Origin of the sequence: Chondrinema litorale, from assembly GCF_026250525.1 — a bacterium.
In the GTDB taxonomy this organism is placed as follows: Bacteria; Bacteroidota; Bacteroidia; order Cytophagales; family Flammeovirgaceae; genus Chondrinema; species Chondrinema litorale.
Window position 1 is genome coordinate 3,474,850 of the sequence record NZ_CP111043.1, and the last position, 14,708, is coordinate 3,489,557.

Below are 14,708 nucleotides of genomic sequence, written 5' to 3' on the forward strand. Positions count from 1 at the left end.
ATTATCAGTGAACTTTATTTCAAAATAGAAATCAACTTTTGAGCTATTACCGGCTATTTGGTCACTTTTTGCCTTTTTATTATTTTCCCTAATTCAAACATTAATAGTAAATATGAATAAGAAGTACTTTCTAATACTGTTTTTGATTTTTGCAGCATGTAAAAAACTCGAAACAGAAACCTCTGATCAATCACAAGAAAAAGCTGGCATTGTAACTCCACAATTTCCTTTCGAGTGGGGCAATGCTAATGTGTACTTTTTGCTTACAGATCGCTTTTACAATGGCGAAAAAGCCAACGATTTTCAATATGATAGAAAAAGGGATGGAGCAGTGTTACGGAACTTTATGGGTGGAGATTTAAAGGGAGTTACCAAAAAGATTGAAAGCGGTTATTTTGATACTCTAGGGATTACAGCCATTTGGTTTACACCTCCAGTAGAGCAAATTCATAGTTTTACAGATGAAGGTACTGGTAAGACCTACGGCTATCATGGCTATTGGGCACGCGATTGGACAGCCATCGATCCTAATTTTGGCACTGTCGAAGAATTGAAAGAACTGATTGAAACTGCTCATCAACATGGCATTAGAATTTTGATGGATGCTGTAATGAACCACACTGGACCGGTAACTCCAATAGATACCCAATGGTCAAATGAATGGGTACGAACTGATCCTACATGCACTTTTCAAGACATTGAATCTACTGTAGAATGTACTTTGGTAGACAACTTGCCAGATATTTACACCGCTAAAAATGAAGAAGTAGCCTTGCCTGATTTTCTGGTTGAAAAGTGGAAAGCAGAAGGTAGATACAATCAGGAGATACAAGAGTTAGATGCTTTTTTTGAGAGAACAGGCTACCCAAAAGCACCAAGATATTATTTAATAAAATGGCTGACTGATTGGGTGAGAGAAATGGGTATAGATGGTTTTAGGGTAGATACTGCCAAGCATACGCATGCATTTATTTGGGCAGAACTCAAAAAAGAAGCCTTGTCTGCTCTAAAAGAATGGAAAAGCGCAAACCCAGATAAAAAGCTTGACGATCTTGAGTTTTTTATGACGGGTGAAGTTTACAATTACAGCCTACACGATGGCCAGAATTTTAATATGGGCAATAATGAAACAGTGAATTTCTACAAAAATGGATTTGAAAGTTTAATCAACTTCTCATTGAAAAAAGATGCCTACAATAGTTATGAGTCTATATTTAGTAGCTTCGATCAGGTTTTAAATGGTGAGCTTAAAGGCAAAAGTGTATTGAACTACCTAACCTCTCACGATGATGGAGAGCCTTTCGATTTGGAGAGAAAAAAGGTTTTTGAGGCAGGTACTAAGCTATTACTTTGCCCCGGTTCTTCGCAGGTATATTATGGTGATGAAACTGCCAGACCTTTAATAGTAGAAGGTGCTGTTGGTGATGCAAATCTGAGGTCATTTATGAATTGGGAAGCACTCGCTGCAAACGAAAAAACAAATGGTTTCGCTATTAATAATGTATATAACCATTGGGCAAAGTTGGGGAGATTTAGAAGAGCTCATTTGGCTGTAGGTATGGGCAAGCATACTATGCTGCAAGAAGAACTATATGTGTTTAAAAGGGAATATGTGTACAATGGTGTAACAGATAAGGTTTTGGTGGCGCTCGATTTAGATTTTACCAGTGATTTTATGCAGATGGATGTTTTTGGGGTTTTTGAAGATGGCGATAAAGTGAAAGACTATTACAGTGATAAAATGTATACAGTTAAAGAAGGCAAAATAGTTTTGCAACACCAAGGTGGAATTGTTTTATTAGGTAAAGAATGAAATATCTTATAATCATCATCTATTTTCTATCAATCCCTTTCGCTTATAGCCAATACGAAGTGAAAGGGAGGGTTTTCGATGCTTCTACTTCTGAACCACTTCCCGGTGTTTCTATAATGGAAATGGATGCTGAAAATGTAACTACTACTGATTTAGAAGGCAATTATTCTTTTACTTGCCGAAGTGATAGTTCCATAATTCAATTTTCTTATATAGGCTATAATTTCGAAGAGGAAATAGCTAGTAATGTTAATAATATAGATATTTTGATGGAAGCAGATAAACACCAATTTGATAATATGATGTTTTGTTATTCTACTATTAATTATTTCAGATTAGGTTTTCAGTCAGGGGTTAATTACACTCCAATTGGATTGAAATTGAGTAGCTTTCTATCATCAGTTTGGAGGTTTAATCCAATGCTATACACAGATATTGAGTGGCGAACAGATAGAAAGCACAATCGCTATTTAAATCTGAGTATATCTAGAAGAAATTTGTTCAAATTAGGTAATGCAAATGTAGCGCTATCGGGAGCATTCAAGCAATTTAAAACTGAAAATGAGAAAATACAGCAGTGGAATTTTGCTCCAGAATTCCATTTTAAAAAGTTGGCATTCTCTTCTGGTTATGCTTACCAAGAATTTAACAACAATGAAAATTGGGAAAAGTATCATGGAGTTTCAGTAGCAATCTATAAGTCATTTCTTAATCAATTGTATTTGAAACTTGGCTCTTCATATATTGCCGATCAATTTCAATATGATTTTAGATTAACCGAATCAATACCTAGAACCAACATTTCGGTCGGGCTAGGTTATGAGCGATTGAGAAATTACAATGAGTTTACTCTTTCTGTACTTTATAAAATAAGATACTAATAGTTTTTTTAGCTAATGTCACACTGCTGTCACAGTATGCTTTTACTTTGCCACTATATTCGTGTTTAATAATATTACCTATGGCAGAGTTACTAAAAGATATTTTTTCTCCAAGTTTTATCGAAGTTTTTGCAAAAGATTTAAAAGAAATTTATCCTGAGTTTGATGGGGTAAAATTCTCAAAAAAAGTATTTGATAAAGACTGGGAAAGCAAAGAACTGAAACAACGCATGCGACACATTACCGAAGTGTTGCACACATTTTTACATCAAAACTATAGAGCATCCGCAGATATTATTTGTAAACTGGTGAGCCATTATCTACAAAATGGTCATGGTGAAAATGCCCTTGCCTTTTGCTTTTTGCCAGATTACATAGAACTATATGGGATTGATGATCTCGAGGCTTCACAAAAAGCAATGGAGTTAATTACTCAGTTTATCACTTGTGAGTTTGCTGTGCGCCCCTTCATCATTAAATACGAAAAAGAGATGGTTAAGCAAATGACATTGTGGTCTAAACATCCGCATAAAAATGTAAGAAGATTTGCTAGTGAGGGAATTAGGCCGCGATTACCTTGGGCAATGGCTTTACCAAGTTTTAAAAAAGATCCAACAGATATTTTGCCTATACTCGAAAATCTCAAAAACGATCCATCGGAGTTTGTGAGAAGGAGTGTCGCCAATAACCTGAACGACATTTCGAAAGACAACCCTAAAGTGGTAATAGAAATATTTAAAAGCTGGAAAGGCATTTCAAAAGAAACAGATTGGGTAGTTAAACATGGCAGTCGCACATTGTTGAAACAAGGTAATAAAGAAGTGTTGGAGTTATTCGGTTTGGGTCACGATGAAGCTATTGAACTTTCAGAATTCAAACTTTTAGAAGATTCGGTAAAGGTGGGTAATGATATTTATTTTCAGTTTAATGTAAAAAATAACAGCGAGCAGAATAAAACCATTCGGTTGGAATATGCAGTGTACTTTAATAAAGCCAATGGACAACTATCTAAAAAAGTATTTAAGATTAGCGAGAGAGAGTTTGCCGAGTTTGAGTCTTTGAACTACAAAAGAAAGTTAAGTTTTAAAATAATCACTACTAGAAAGTATTATCCGGGAGTACACAAAGTTGCGATGATCGCCAATGGCAAAGAACACGAAACCCTCAACTTCCAACTTGTGTAAGGTGTAAATTTTATTCTAGTTAATAATTTCATTATACCTAAGCAGCTGCTGAATTATTAATATCTTCGTGCAAAATTTCAACTTTTTGAGCAGTAATAGCTAAAAATGCTGTTACTGCTTTTGTACTTTTCAGTCTATGTAAATATAATGAAACTATACTATGAAGAATCTGCAAAATAACAGTTTGGTGCTCCTTGCTTTTTTTATTTCTACCCTTTTTGCCTGCGAAAAAGACAAAGAAATAAGTTCTTTTAACCCTGTAAACTGGAATAAAAGAAGTATTGAGTTAACTCAAACAGATTCTTTAATAAAAGGGAGTACTTATCTTTCGGTATATTCAGAAATTTACAGCATGTCTGAACATCGCACGCATACTTTAACAGCAACAGTAAGTATGCGGAACATTAGCTCTACTGATACGGTTTATGTTTTTCATGCAGAATATTACAATACAAAAGGTGATTTAATCAGAACTTATTTTGATAAGCCCATATTTCTGCAACCGCTAGAAACGGTAGAGATTATTATTGATGAGGATGATAAAGATGGAGGAACAGGAGCCAATTTTATCTTCGATTGGGCAACAAAAAACGACAAAATAAAGCCGTATTTTGAGGCTGTAATGATATCGGAGTCTGGCCAGCAGGGAATTTCCTTTACTACACAAGGAATTAAAAGGTAACTTATGGCGAAATTAGTAAGACTAAGAGGTCGATTTTGACTTCTTAAATGGTTCAAAGTACATAGTCTGTAATATAAAGACTTCTTTGATTTATAAACTTGAATTTACAGAAGTGACCCGATTTCTTTTTAAATCGGAAATGGAGGTGTATTTTTATCGCTGATTTTACTAATGTATAATACAGTTACCAGCCCCTCTTGTGAAAAGTGTTGATTTTTTGGAACTGAGTGATAAAGAAATAATTTCATTGATTGTAGATCAGGGAGAAAAGAAAGCTCTTGCTGTATTGTATGATCGTTACGCAGGTGGAGTTTACAGAAAGTGTCTTGCTATGTGCAATAACACCGAACAGGCGAAAGACTTGGCTCACGATGTGCTCTTACAGTCATTTTTAAAATTATCTTCTCTTAAAAACAGAGAGTCTTACAAGTTTTGGGTGAACCGAATCGCCTATAATGTTTGTATAGATTATCTCAATCTGAAGAAAAAAATGAAAACCGATAATCTCGATGATAAATCGTCGGAGTTGGTAATGGAAGATACCAGTAACAAAGATGATAAAATACTGAGAGAGATTAGACTAGAGCAGCTCGAAATGTTATTAAAAAAGCTTTCTGAACAAGATAGAATTATTTTATTGATGCAATATCAGGATGCTTTGCGTATAGAAGATATTTCGGAGATACTACAAATTAGTAATAGTGCTGTTAAGATGCGATTAAAAAGAGCAAAAGAGAAGCTTGCTCGTATGTATGAAAACCTAGCTATGCAGGAATCATGAACGATTTATTTCAAAAGTTACATAATGACCATGAGTTGCCTGAAGACCTTAAAAAGGAGGTGATGAAATCGTATGATACGTTTAAACTCGTAGCAGATATTTCTGACCTGTTCACAGATAAGTTCTTCAAAAGCACAGCTACCTTATTTTCTGGGGAGTCATCTGATAATGAAAAAGATGAAGTTTCTGACCAGAACAAGAATAAAAAAAGCGATGTATAAAACATCGCTTAATTTTTATCTTTTAGTTTTCCGTATTTCTTCATCAACTCCAATACTTCTTTTTCTGGCAGCTCTTTAATTTCGTGTCCATCTCGACCCTTGGTTGTTTTTGCTGCAAACAACGAATTTATAATCGCTTCTTCTGTTGCTTCAATGGCTCCCAAAAACAAAGGTGACAGATAATCATTTAGTATGAGTGTATTTTCGGTAGTGCTTGTTTCACTGCTGTATGGTACTCTGTTTTCTTTGGCAGTGCTAAATGCGATTACATAATCTCCACTACCGTTAGAGGCAATACCGCCTGCTTTTGCTAAACCGAATGCGGCTCTTTTTGCTAGTCGTTCTAAGTTTCTAGCATCTAGTGGAGCATCTGTAGCCACTACAATCATACAAGAGCCATCTGCATCATCTTTTAATTTACCTTTTAAATAATATTGGTCTAGCTCAACACCTACAGGAACTCCATCGATTTGAAGTACGCCACCAAAATTGGTTTGTACCAATACGCCAACGGTGTAGCCACCAGTGCTTTCTGGTGTTTTTCTAGAAGAGGTACCTATGCCACCTTTAAACCCAAAGCAAACTGTGCCTGTACCTGCACCAACATTTCCTTCTGCTACTTCTCCACTTTTGGCATTTTTTATAGCTTCCAATACATGTGCTTCTTTTACATGTCTACCTCTTATATCGTTTAAAAAACCGTCGTTAGTTTCACCTACTAGTGCGTTTACCGACCTTACAGAAAGATTTTCTTCTTGCTCTAATGTGTAGGTAATGAGAGCATTCATGGCATTTGCCACATTTAAGGTGTTTGTTAATACAATCGGGGTTTCTAAGTTACCTAATTCTTTTACCTGAGTAGAACCAGCCAGTTTACCAAAGCCATTGCTAACGTGTATTGCTGCTGGTACTTTATCTTGAAAGATGTTTCCATTATGTGGGATAATCGCGGTAGCGCCAGTTCTAATACTATCTGCTTCTATAATAGTGGTATGGCCAACTTTAACTCCAGCAACATCAGTAATGGCATTGTATTTACCTGTGGGTAAAATGCCAATTTCGATACCTTTTTCTCTGGTTTGTGCAGATAAATTAGAAATATAAAATAGTAGTAATAGGGGTAATAGGTATTTCATTTGAATGAAAGTTTATAGCTAAAAATATCTTTATACTAGCCACCAAAGTACAGAGAAGCACACTGCAAAGCCGAGAATAGCACCGCTAAAAACTTGAAATGGAGTGTGTGTTTGTAAATATAATCGGGCTGTCATTAATAGTCCGGCAAGAAAAATACAGGCAGCAATAGGGTAAATAAGCAAGTGAAGTTCGTAGTAAACTCCCTTTATGCAAAACAGAATGCCTAATACACCACCGATGGCTGTACTATGTATGCTAATGTTGAATGTGGTTGAGATAATAGTAACCAATGCTGTAGTGAGCGCAATGGCGATTATCATCGAACTGGGTAATATATCCAGACCTACTTTATCTACAAAGAAGTAGGTGATCATGGTGTAAAAAACTGTAACAGTTACAAAGGGTAGGGGCTTTTGGGTTTGAGAATCTATTTGCAAATTACCAATAAGTGTGGTAGAGTGTAAAAGAATAATGCTGCCAAATGGAAATAGAAAAGTACTAATAAAAATGAGTCCCAGTAATCTAATTCTGCCTTCTTCTGAGAATGGTACCGCTATCTCTGCAAAATAAAAAACAATAAAAAATACCAGAGTTGGCATTAAAAGCGGATGTAAAATGAAGGAGATTGTTTTTGCCAGTTTTTGATTCAAGCTCGGATAGTATTTTGTGAAAATGTAAATTTAAAATTCAGGAATAAAAAAAGCAGGCTTTTTATAAAAATGCCTGCTTTTTTTAGCAATCTCTTATAGATTATAATTCTTTTCTTAGTCGGGCTACCGGAATATTCAATTGTTCGCGGTATTTTGCTACAGTTCTACGAGCTATATTATAGCCTTTATCTTTAAGCATTCTTTCCAATTTATCATCAGAAAGAGGTTTGCGTTTATCTTCATTATCAATAATTTCCTTCAAATGGAATTTTACCTCTTTGCTACTTACATCTTCACCACTTTCGGTAGTAATACTTTCTGAGAAGAAAAACTTAAGAGGGAATAAACCAAAATCAGTTTGGATAGACTTGCTATTTGCTACCCTAGAAACTGTAGATATATCCATACTAATTTCTTGTGCAATGTCTTTCAGAATCATTGGTTTAAGCTTGCTCTCATCGCCAGACATAAAGAAATCAAACTGGTAGTCTACAATGGCTCTCATTGTTTTAAGCAATGTTTCTTGTCTTTGCTTAATGGCATCAATAAACCATTTGGCAGCATCTAGCTTTTGCTTTACAAACGTAACTGTCTGCCTTATTTTTTTATCTTTCTTTTTGGCTTTGCTATAGCTATCGAGCATATCAGCATAAGACCTGCTTATTTTAAGCTCGGGAGCATTCTTAGAGTTAAGAGATACTATTAACTTTCCATTAAGCTCCTTTAAAATAAAATCTGGAGTAAGGTATTGAGTTTTTTCAAATGAGCTAGTATAACCTCCCGGCTTTGGATTAAGCTTGGTAATCATGCTAACTGCATTTCGCAATTGCTCTTCACTTAAATTCAGTTTTTTCTGAATTTTGGTAAAGTGTTTTTTCTTAAACTCTTCGAAGCAAAGCATTACAATTTTAATGGCAGCCATTACCATTGGGTCTTTCGTATCTTTTCTTTGCAGTTGCAGATACAGACATTCTTGTAAGCTACGGCATCCAATACCTGGTGGATCAAACTGTTGAATTTTCTTTAAAATGCACTCTACTTCTTCTTCAGATGTGATTACATTTACAGAAAATGCAAGGTCGTTTACTACCGCCTCTAAATCTCTTCTTATATATCCGTCATTATCTATACTTCCTATTAACTGCTTTCCGATAACTTCTTCTTTCTCAGAAAGTCTCAAGTAACCAAGTTGCATGAGCAGGTTTTCAGTTAAAGATGAGTAAGTAGGAATTGGCATTTCCTTGTCATCTTCTTCTGAAGGACCATCACCCTGCATTTTGTATCCGTTTAAATCTTCCGAATTGAGGTACTCATCTATATTGACTTCTTCAATCGGATCGGCGTCCATAATGTCATCAGAATCTTCATAGTCGTCAGCTACATCATCGTCACTGTTTGTTATATTTTCTTCTTCATCATCACGACCTTCTTCAAGCACAGGATTGATTTCCAACTCTTCTTCAATTCTGGCAGCAAGTTCCATAGTTGGTACCTGCAACAGTTTTATAAACTGAATCTGTTGCGGCGATAACTTCTGTGAAAGGCTTTGTGTAAGGTTTAGTTTTTGCATAAACCACGTTGTTTTTTATAAACCACTTTCTCTACGTTGTTAGTTAATTTTCCGTTTTAAGCTCAAAAAGTTTGTAGTTGTTATTCCCAAGTTAAGGGGTTTAGTTTAAACGGAAACTAAGTATGTCTCCTCGAATTGTGTTGCTTAAACGTGTATTTGTACTTTCAATTTTAGTAATTTTTCTTAAATAAATAAATTTTGGTGTAGAATTTGTTAGAAAAAAAATTTTTTTTGAAATTTGTTACCTTTCAAGTTAATAATCATTTTGGCACTAAAAATGTTTGAAAATTATATAAATAAAATTTAATTCTTTGTTTGTTGTAATATCAAAATAATATTTCACAATTCAGGCTTTTTATAACCTTGAATAATATTGTGTGTAAAATCTATAATTCTGATACAGATAACAAAAGATGAAAATTCTCAGGAAAGATTAAGTGTGTTTTTCACCAGTTTTACTTTTTTTATATCCCTTAATTAATATTGGTATCCATCCTATTATGGGAATAAAGTAAAAAATAACGAAAGGGTTTTTTAAAAAGTAGATGAAGAAAGTATACCAGTTTAGTTTCATCTTAAATCCATTGGCACCATATTTTTTGTATTTGCGATAAAACTCACTAAAAAGAACTGGCCAACCTGTCGGAAATAAAAATGGAAGCCTGTAAAAATTGTTGCCAATAACTTTTAAGAACTGTCTAAATTGGTAAGGCTTTTTTCCGTAATTATTTTTAGCTTCGGTTAATTCACTCTGCATTGTCACATGCAACTCGTCCCTTAGTTTCTCAATTTCTTGCTGCGTATATTCTTTATATGGTTTATCAGCAATCATTTTATAAGGACTAATTCTTTTGCCTCTCACAAAATACAACTTAGCTGGCATAGCATAATAAAAAAGCCATGGTTGTAAAATTAGTACAATAGTGAGCGCACCTAATGGTAAGAATGGTATTTTAATTATATTAATAAGCTTATCTACAAAAGAAGATGTGTAATGATACGGATTAATAAACTCACCATTAATCGTGTAAAAGGGGATTAAATCAGTTTTGTATTTTAAACTCATTCTCACAAATGAGGTGGCTACTTTTTGGAGTTGATATCTGTTGTTAAAGCCTTTACCAATGCCGGGAACTCCTTCTGGATAAATGAGCAGGTTATAATCTTTATGCTGCATCATGGTTTCAAAATTGAGCATGTTGGCATCTATACTTCCCGCTTTCTTCCATAAATTAGGAATCAAAAAAGGATTCATTAATGTAGTTTGCGTAAGCATTGGCGCTATAAGTGGCCGTGCAGCATAATGCTGGTAATTCCATTTTTTAAATAAACCAGAGAGGAAAATAATGCCATCCCAAGGGAAAGCCATACCAGAGTGGTTACTAGTAAAGATTAATGGATGGTTAGAGGTGTTTCGTTCAGGGGGATCGTCAAAACCAATATATTCTACTCTAAAGTAATTGTTGGCGAGAAAATCAATTATTTCTTCATTCAGTTTTATGGCAAAGGGAAGATCAAGATATTCATTATAAATAATTTTATTATCATCTATCACCTTTTTAAGTGCTGCGTCATCTAGTTTTTTAATATCCATATCTAATCTTCCCTGTTATACTACAGCTATTTAAAGGTAATGTTTATGTGTTTTGCAATATCATATTTCAGCTATTCTAATAATTTACTGAATATAAAATTGTTTGGCTTCAATCAAATTGAACTAGCTTTATGTTTTGAGTTTCTATTTTCTCCCAAACTTTTCCTTTTGTATAAGGGTCGTTATCTAAATATTCTTTTAATTCTTCTTCAGAATCGAAGCGCAAATACAAAGTAGAGCCAATCATTTTGCCCTCGTCGCTTAAAATAGCACCAGCTGCAATCAAATTGCCACTTTTGTGTAGTTCTTTTGCATTAGCAAGGTGTTCTGTTCTGGCTTGCATTCTTCTTTCGAGCGCATTTTCATCAGTATAATCTAATGCAGTTATAAGAAAATCCATAGTTTAAGTATGTTGAATTGATATAAGTTATAATTTGTGCTTATTTAGCAAAAAATAGTTCGATATTCAAATAAAAATAGTGAAATATTGGAATCACTGGGGAGACATGTAATTGCAGAATTGTACGATTGTGATGCTTCAAAAATAGACGATGTAATGCTGGTGCAGCAAGTAATGGAAGCCGCATCTATAGAAGCTGGTGCAACTATTATCAATACAACTTTTCATCATTTTGCGCCTTATGGTGTTTCGGGAGTAGTGGTGATACAAGAAAGCCATCTTTCGATACATACTTGGCCAGAATATGGTTTTGCATCGGTAGATATTTTTACTTGTGGTGAATCTGTAAACCCTTGGATTGCGGCAGGAGTAATGGCAGAAAAATTGGGCGCATCTCATCATTCGGCAGTAGAAATGCGAAGAGGGCAAAAGGCGCAACTTAATAGAAAACCAGAGTTTGCTATTGCAGATTCTTACAATATTGAAACGAAAGAGCCAGAAGTGAAGCGGAATATCTGGTTTACGGAGAGAACTGAAAATTATGCACTTTCAGTTAAACATCAAGGTGATTTACTTTTTAGGAAAAAATCTGAATACCAGCGGATTGAAGTGTACCAGACTGATGCTTTTGGTAGAATGTTGGTGTTAGATGGTGTAATTGTACTCACAGAAAAAGACAGTTTTGTATATCATGAGATGATTACTCACGTACCGGCCCTTAGTACAACTAAAGTTGAGAATGTATTGGTTTTAGGTGGGGGAGATGGTGCTGTTGTTAAAGAATTACTCAAGCATAAAAGTATATCTTCTATTACAGTTTTAGAGATAGATAATGAGATAACAGAAGTTTCTAAAAGGTTTTTTCCGGACTTAGAAGCAGCCTTCCATTCTGATAAAGTCAATTATATGAATGGAGATGTAAATGATTTAATAAGCGAATTAAAAGCAGAAAGTTTCGATTTGATTATTGATGATTTACACAGCCCTGTAGAAGCAAAAGGCCCAAAAGACGAAAATATTTTTTTAGCCAAAATATCAAACTTACTTACTAAACAAGGTTTGTTAGTAACCTCATTAGGTGCCCCTAATTTAGATAGAGTGAGTTTTGCCACAAGCTTTAAAAAACTACAAAAGCATTTTGGTAGCAATAGTCTGGCATGTTATCAAGCGAATATTCCCACCTTTCCGACAGGGATGTGGGTTTTCGCCATATGCGCTAAAAAATCTTTAGGAGAAATATTGTTTGAGGTGAATAAACCAGAGCATAAAGAATTGATACAGCAGAATGGCTTCCAATATTACAGTAGTGAAATGCATCAGGCTGCATTTGCACTACCTGTCTATGTAAAAGATATGATGAAGTAAAACTTAAGAGCGCTTTAATTGTATGGCTTGCGAATGCTTAACCAATTTATTAAAAAGTTCTGATGGGTTAAATGGTTTGCTTACATGGTCGTTCATACCATGATCGTAAACCTTTTTCTTTACTTCATTAAAAGCCGATGCAGTAAGTGCTATAATTGGCACTTCTTTAAAATAATCGTCTTGCATACTTCTTATTCTAATGGAAGTATCGAAGCCATCTATGCCGGGCATGTTTAAGTCCATAAGCACAATATCGTAAGCTTTGCTGGTAATTTTTTCCAACGCTTCTTCTCCACATTCTGCAATTTCCATTTTGGCTTCCCACTTCTTTATAAATTGCTGTGCCACCAAGTGATTCATCTTGTTGTCTTCAACCAATAGGATGTTTATTCCTTTTAAATTTGTGTCATTCATTTGTGCGGATGCTTTGTTTTCTTCAATTATTTTACCTTTTCCAATCTCAAAAATGAGATTAAATGTAAACGTTGTGCCTTTGCCTAACTTACTTTTTACGTCAATTTTACCATTCTGTAGTTCAATTAGCTGTTTGGTGATAGACAAGCCTAAACCGGTACCTCCGTATAGTCGGGTAATATTTTGGTGTGCTTGAGAAAACCTTTCAAAAATGTGATTAATCTTGTCTTCATGTATGCCTATACCTGTATCAGTAACAGCAAATTCAAGATTCACTTTTTCATCCTTTATTTCTTTTACCTCTGTATGAATTGTTACTCCTCCTTGGTTGGTGAATTTAATGGCATTATTTACCAAATTGGTAAGTATTTGGTTTAGCCTAACTTGATCGCCAATTAAGTATTTTGGTATTTTTTCAGAGATGTTGGTTTTTACATAAATGCCTTTTTCTTGAGCAATTACACCCAGCGATTTATTAATTCCATTCAATATGTCTTTAATAGGGAATTCTGTTTGCTCAAATTCAATTTTGCCAGATTCTATCTTACTAAGGTCAAGTATATCATTAATGAGCGCCAGCAACATATCTGCTGAGAATTTTAACGATTTGAGGTTTTCTACCTGTCGGTCTAATGGATCTTGTTCTAATAATAAATGTGTAAGGCCAACAACAGCATTCATAGGTGTGCGAATCTCGTGGCTCATAGTAGATAGAAACTCCTGCTTTGCCATAGCTGCTTTTTCTGCATTGTCTTTTGCCTGTTGCAGCATAGCATCGTGTTCTTTGCTTTTGGTGATATCGCTTTCAATAGCAATAAACTTTTGCACTTTGCCCTCGATATTTCTAATTGGTTGTAACTCTATGCGAACCCAGAATTTTCTTCCACTTTTAGAATATTTAAGAATATCAGTTTTAAAACCTTTACCCTTTTGTATATTCTCTTTAATAAAATTGATGGTGCCTTTGTCAGTTTCTTCGCCGTGAAGAATATCTCCTATATTTTCACTGTATAAATCATTAATGGTGTATTCTGTATATCTTTCGAAGCTGGCATTTACCCATTCAATTTTGCCCTCGTAATTACAAATTATTACTGCATTATCTGTTTTATTGGCAATTAATGCTAGTTTTTCTAGTTCTTCTTGATTTTGCTTGAGTTTATGCTCAGTGGTTTTTCTTTCTTCAATTTCTTCTTCGAGGTCACCTGTTATCTTTTTAAGATCGAACAAGCTAGTATTTAATTTTTCATTTGCTTCGGCAAGCTTCGCCTGATTCTTAATAAGCTTGTCTTCTGTAGCATTTCTTTCTTCAACTTCTTCTGATAAATTTTGGGTCATCTCTTCTAGCTGGATTAAGCTTTCGTTGAGAGATGAGTTTAGGTCAGATAATTCTTTATGTGCCGAAAACGATTTTTCTTGTAAAGGCTTTAAAATAAAAAACCAAATGCCTAACACTATAAATAAAGCTGCAAAGGCAAGAGCAAACTCTAGTTTTTCAATTTTTAAAATCTTTTCTTTAGCTTCCTTCTCAAATGAATTTACGATTGTATCCATCGTCCGTAAGAAAACATCTTCATGTGCCATGGCTTCTTGTCGGGCATGAACCAATGTAGAATCGTTGTAAGGGTCTTCTAGAACATCGTAGCCAGCTTTTTCTAGCGACTGAAAGTGAGGATCTATTAAGTGAAAGAGATTATTGATGTAAGGTTTTTCGCTGGGCGGTAGTTGTAAACTATCATTACCAAATTGTAAGCTGTGATGAGCGAAAGCAAAAGCGCCTAGTGATTTTTTAAGTTGACTAAGGTTTTGCTGATTCCCTTTATCTATTTCTGCAAGTAATATAGCTTTCGTTATATTCTGACTTAACATTCGCTGTCTTCCAGAGATGTTTATTATGCTTGCATCGCTGTTTTTGGTGTTTATAGCCAGATTTATTAATCCTAAAATCGATAGAATTAAAATGAAAATAATACTAAGTATTGAAATATAAAGGGTAGAATTATTTTTCATTTGAAT

The 14,708-nt window shown here is 34.6% G+C and carries 13 protein-coding genes; 7 read left to right on the forward strand and 6 right to left on the reverse strand.

Going from position 1 to position 14,708, the window contains the following annotated elements; translation table 11 throughout:
* Positions 1 to 112: 112 nt before the first annotated feature.
* The 6 genes from OQ292_RS14305 (at position 113) to OQ292_RS14330 (ending at position 5,562) form a co-directional block, all read left to right on the forward strand.
* Positions 113 to 1,813 carry an alpha-amylase family glycosyl hydrolase gene (locus OQ292_RS14305; protein ID WP_284682820.1) on the forward strand — a complete coding sequence of 567 codons (1,701 nt, stop codon included), beginning with the start codon at positions 113 to 115 and terminating at the stop codon, positions 1,811 to 1,813.
* Positions 1,810 to 2,694 (forward strand): carboxypeptidase-like regulatory domain-containing protein, encoded by an 885-nt coding sequence (locus OQ292_RS14310; protein WP_284682821.1) that lies wholly within the window; start codon positions 1,810 to 1,812, stop codon positions 2,692 to 2,694. The genes OQ292_RS14305 and OQ292_RS14310 overlap by 4 nt, the downstream gene beginning before the upstream one ends.
* A gap of 80 nt (positions 2,695 to 2,774) precedes the next feature.
* Positions 2,775 to 3,878, forward strand: a complete 1,104-nt coding sequence (locus OQ292_RS14315) for a DNA alkylation repair protein (protein ID WP_284682822.1) — start codon at positions 2,775 to 2,777, stop codon at positions 3,876 to 3,878.
* A 160-nt stretch (positions 3,879 to 4,038) separates the two neighbouring features.
* Positions 4,039 to 4,560, forward strand: a complete 522-nt coding sequence (locus OQ292_RS14320) for a DUF3124 domain-containing protein (protein ID WP_284682823.1) — start codon at positions 4,039 to 4,041, stop codon at positions 4,558 to 4,560.
* A gap of 199 nt (positions 4,561 to 4,759) precedes the next feature.
* Positions 4,760 to 5,341, forward strand: a complete 582-nt coding sequence (locus OQ292_RS14325; RefSeq protein WP_284682824.1) for an RNA polymerase sigma factor — start codon at positions 4,760 to 4,762, stop codon at positions 5,339 to 5,341.
* Positions 5,338 to 5,562 (forward strand): hypothetical protein, encoded by a 225-nt coding sequence (locus OQ292_RS14330; RefSeq protein ID WP_284682825.1) that lies wholly within the window; start codon positions 5,338 to 5,340, stop codon positions 5,560 to 5,562. The genes OQ292_RS14325 and OQ292_RS14330 overlap by 4 nt, the downstream gene beginning before the upstream one ends.
* Before the next feature lie 8 nt (positions 5,563 to 5,570).
* Here OQ292_RS14330 and OQ292_RS14335 read toward each other — a convergent pair whose 3' ends face one another.
* The 5 genes from OQ292_RS14335 to OQ292_RS14355 all read right to left on the reverse strand — a co-directional run bounded on the left by OQ292_RS14335 (position 5,571) and on the right by OQ292_RS14355 (position 10,913).
* Positions 5,571 to 6,698, reverse strand: a complete 1,128-nt coding sequence (locus tag OQ292_RS14335) for a DmpA family aminopeptidase (protein ID WP_284682826.1) — start codon at positions 6,696 to 6,698, stop codon at positions 5,571 to 5,573.
* A gap of 30 nt (positions 6,699 to 6,728) precedes the next feature.
* A complete protein-coding gene (locus OQ292_RS14340) occupies positions 6,729 to 7,349 on the reverse strand; it encodes a hypothetical protein (protein WP_284682827.1) in 621 nt (206 codons plus the stop codon).
* A gap of 100 nt (positions 7,350 to 7,449) precedes the next feature.
* Entirely contained in the window at positions 7,450 to 8,919 is a 1,470-nt protein-coding gene (gene rpoN, locus OQ292_RS14345; RefSeq protein WP_284682828.1) for an RNA polymerase factor sigma-54, read from the reverse strand.
* Between the two features lie 433 nt (positions 8,920 to 9,352).
* Positions 9,353 to 10,513: a lysophospholipid acyltransferase family protein gene (locus OQ292_RS14350; protein WP_284682829.1), complete on the reverse strand. Its 1,161-nt coding sequence runs from the start codon at positions 10,511 to 10,513 to the stop codon at positions 9,353 to 9,355.
* A 109-nt stretch (positions 10,514 to 10,622) separates the two neighbouring features.
* Positions 10,623 to 10,913, reverse strand: coding sequence for a YciI family protein (locus OQ292_RS14355; protein ID WP_284682830.1), 291 nt, complete (start codon positions 10,911 to 10,913; stop codon positions 10,623 to 10,625).
* Positions 10,914 to 11,000: 87 nt separating this feature from the next.
* Between OQ292_RS14355 and speD the strand changes: the two genes are divergently transcribed.
* Complete coding sequence (gene speD, locus OQ292_RS14360) at positions 11,001 to 12,278, forward strand: adenosylmethionine decarboxylase (protein WP_284682831.1); 1,278 nt, start codon at positions 11,001 to 11,003, stop codon at positions 12,276 to 12,278.
* Positions 12,279 to 12,281: 3 nt separating this feature from the next.
* Here speD and OQ292_RS14365 read toward each other — a convergent pair whose 3' ends face one another.
* Positions 12,282 to 14,702, reverse strand: coding sequence for an ATP-binding protein (locus tag OQ292_RS14365; RefSeq protein ID WP_284682832.1), 2,421 nt, complete (start codon positions 14,700 to 14,702; stop codon positions 12,282 to 12,284).
* Positions 14,703 to 14,708 lie beyond the last annotated feature (6 nt).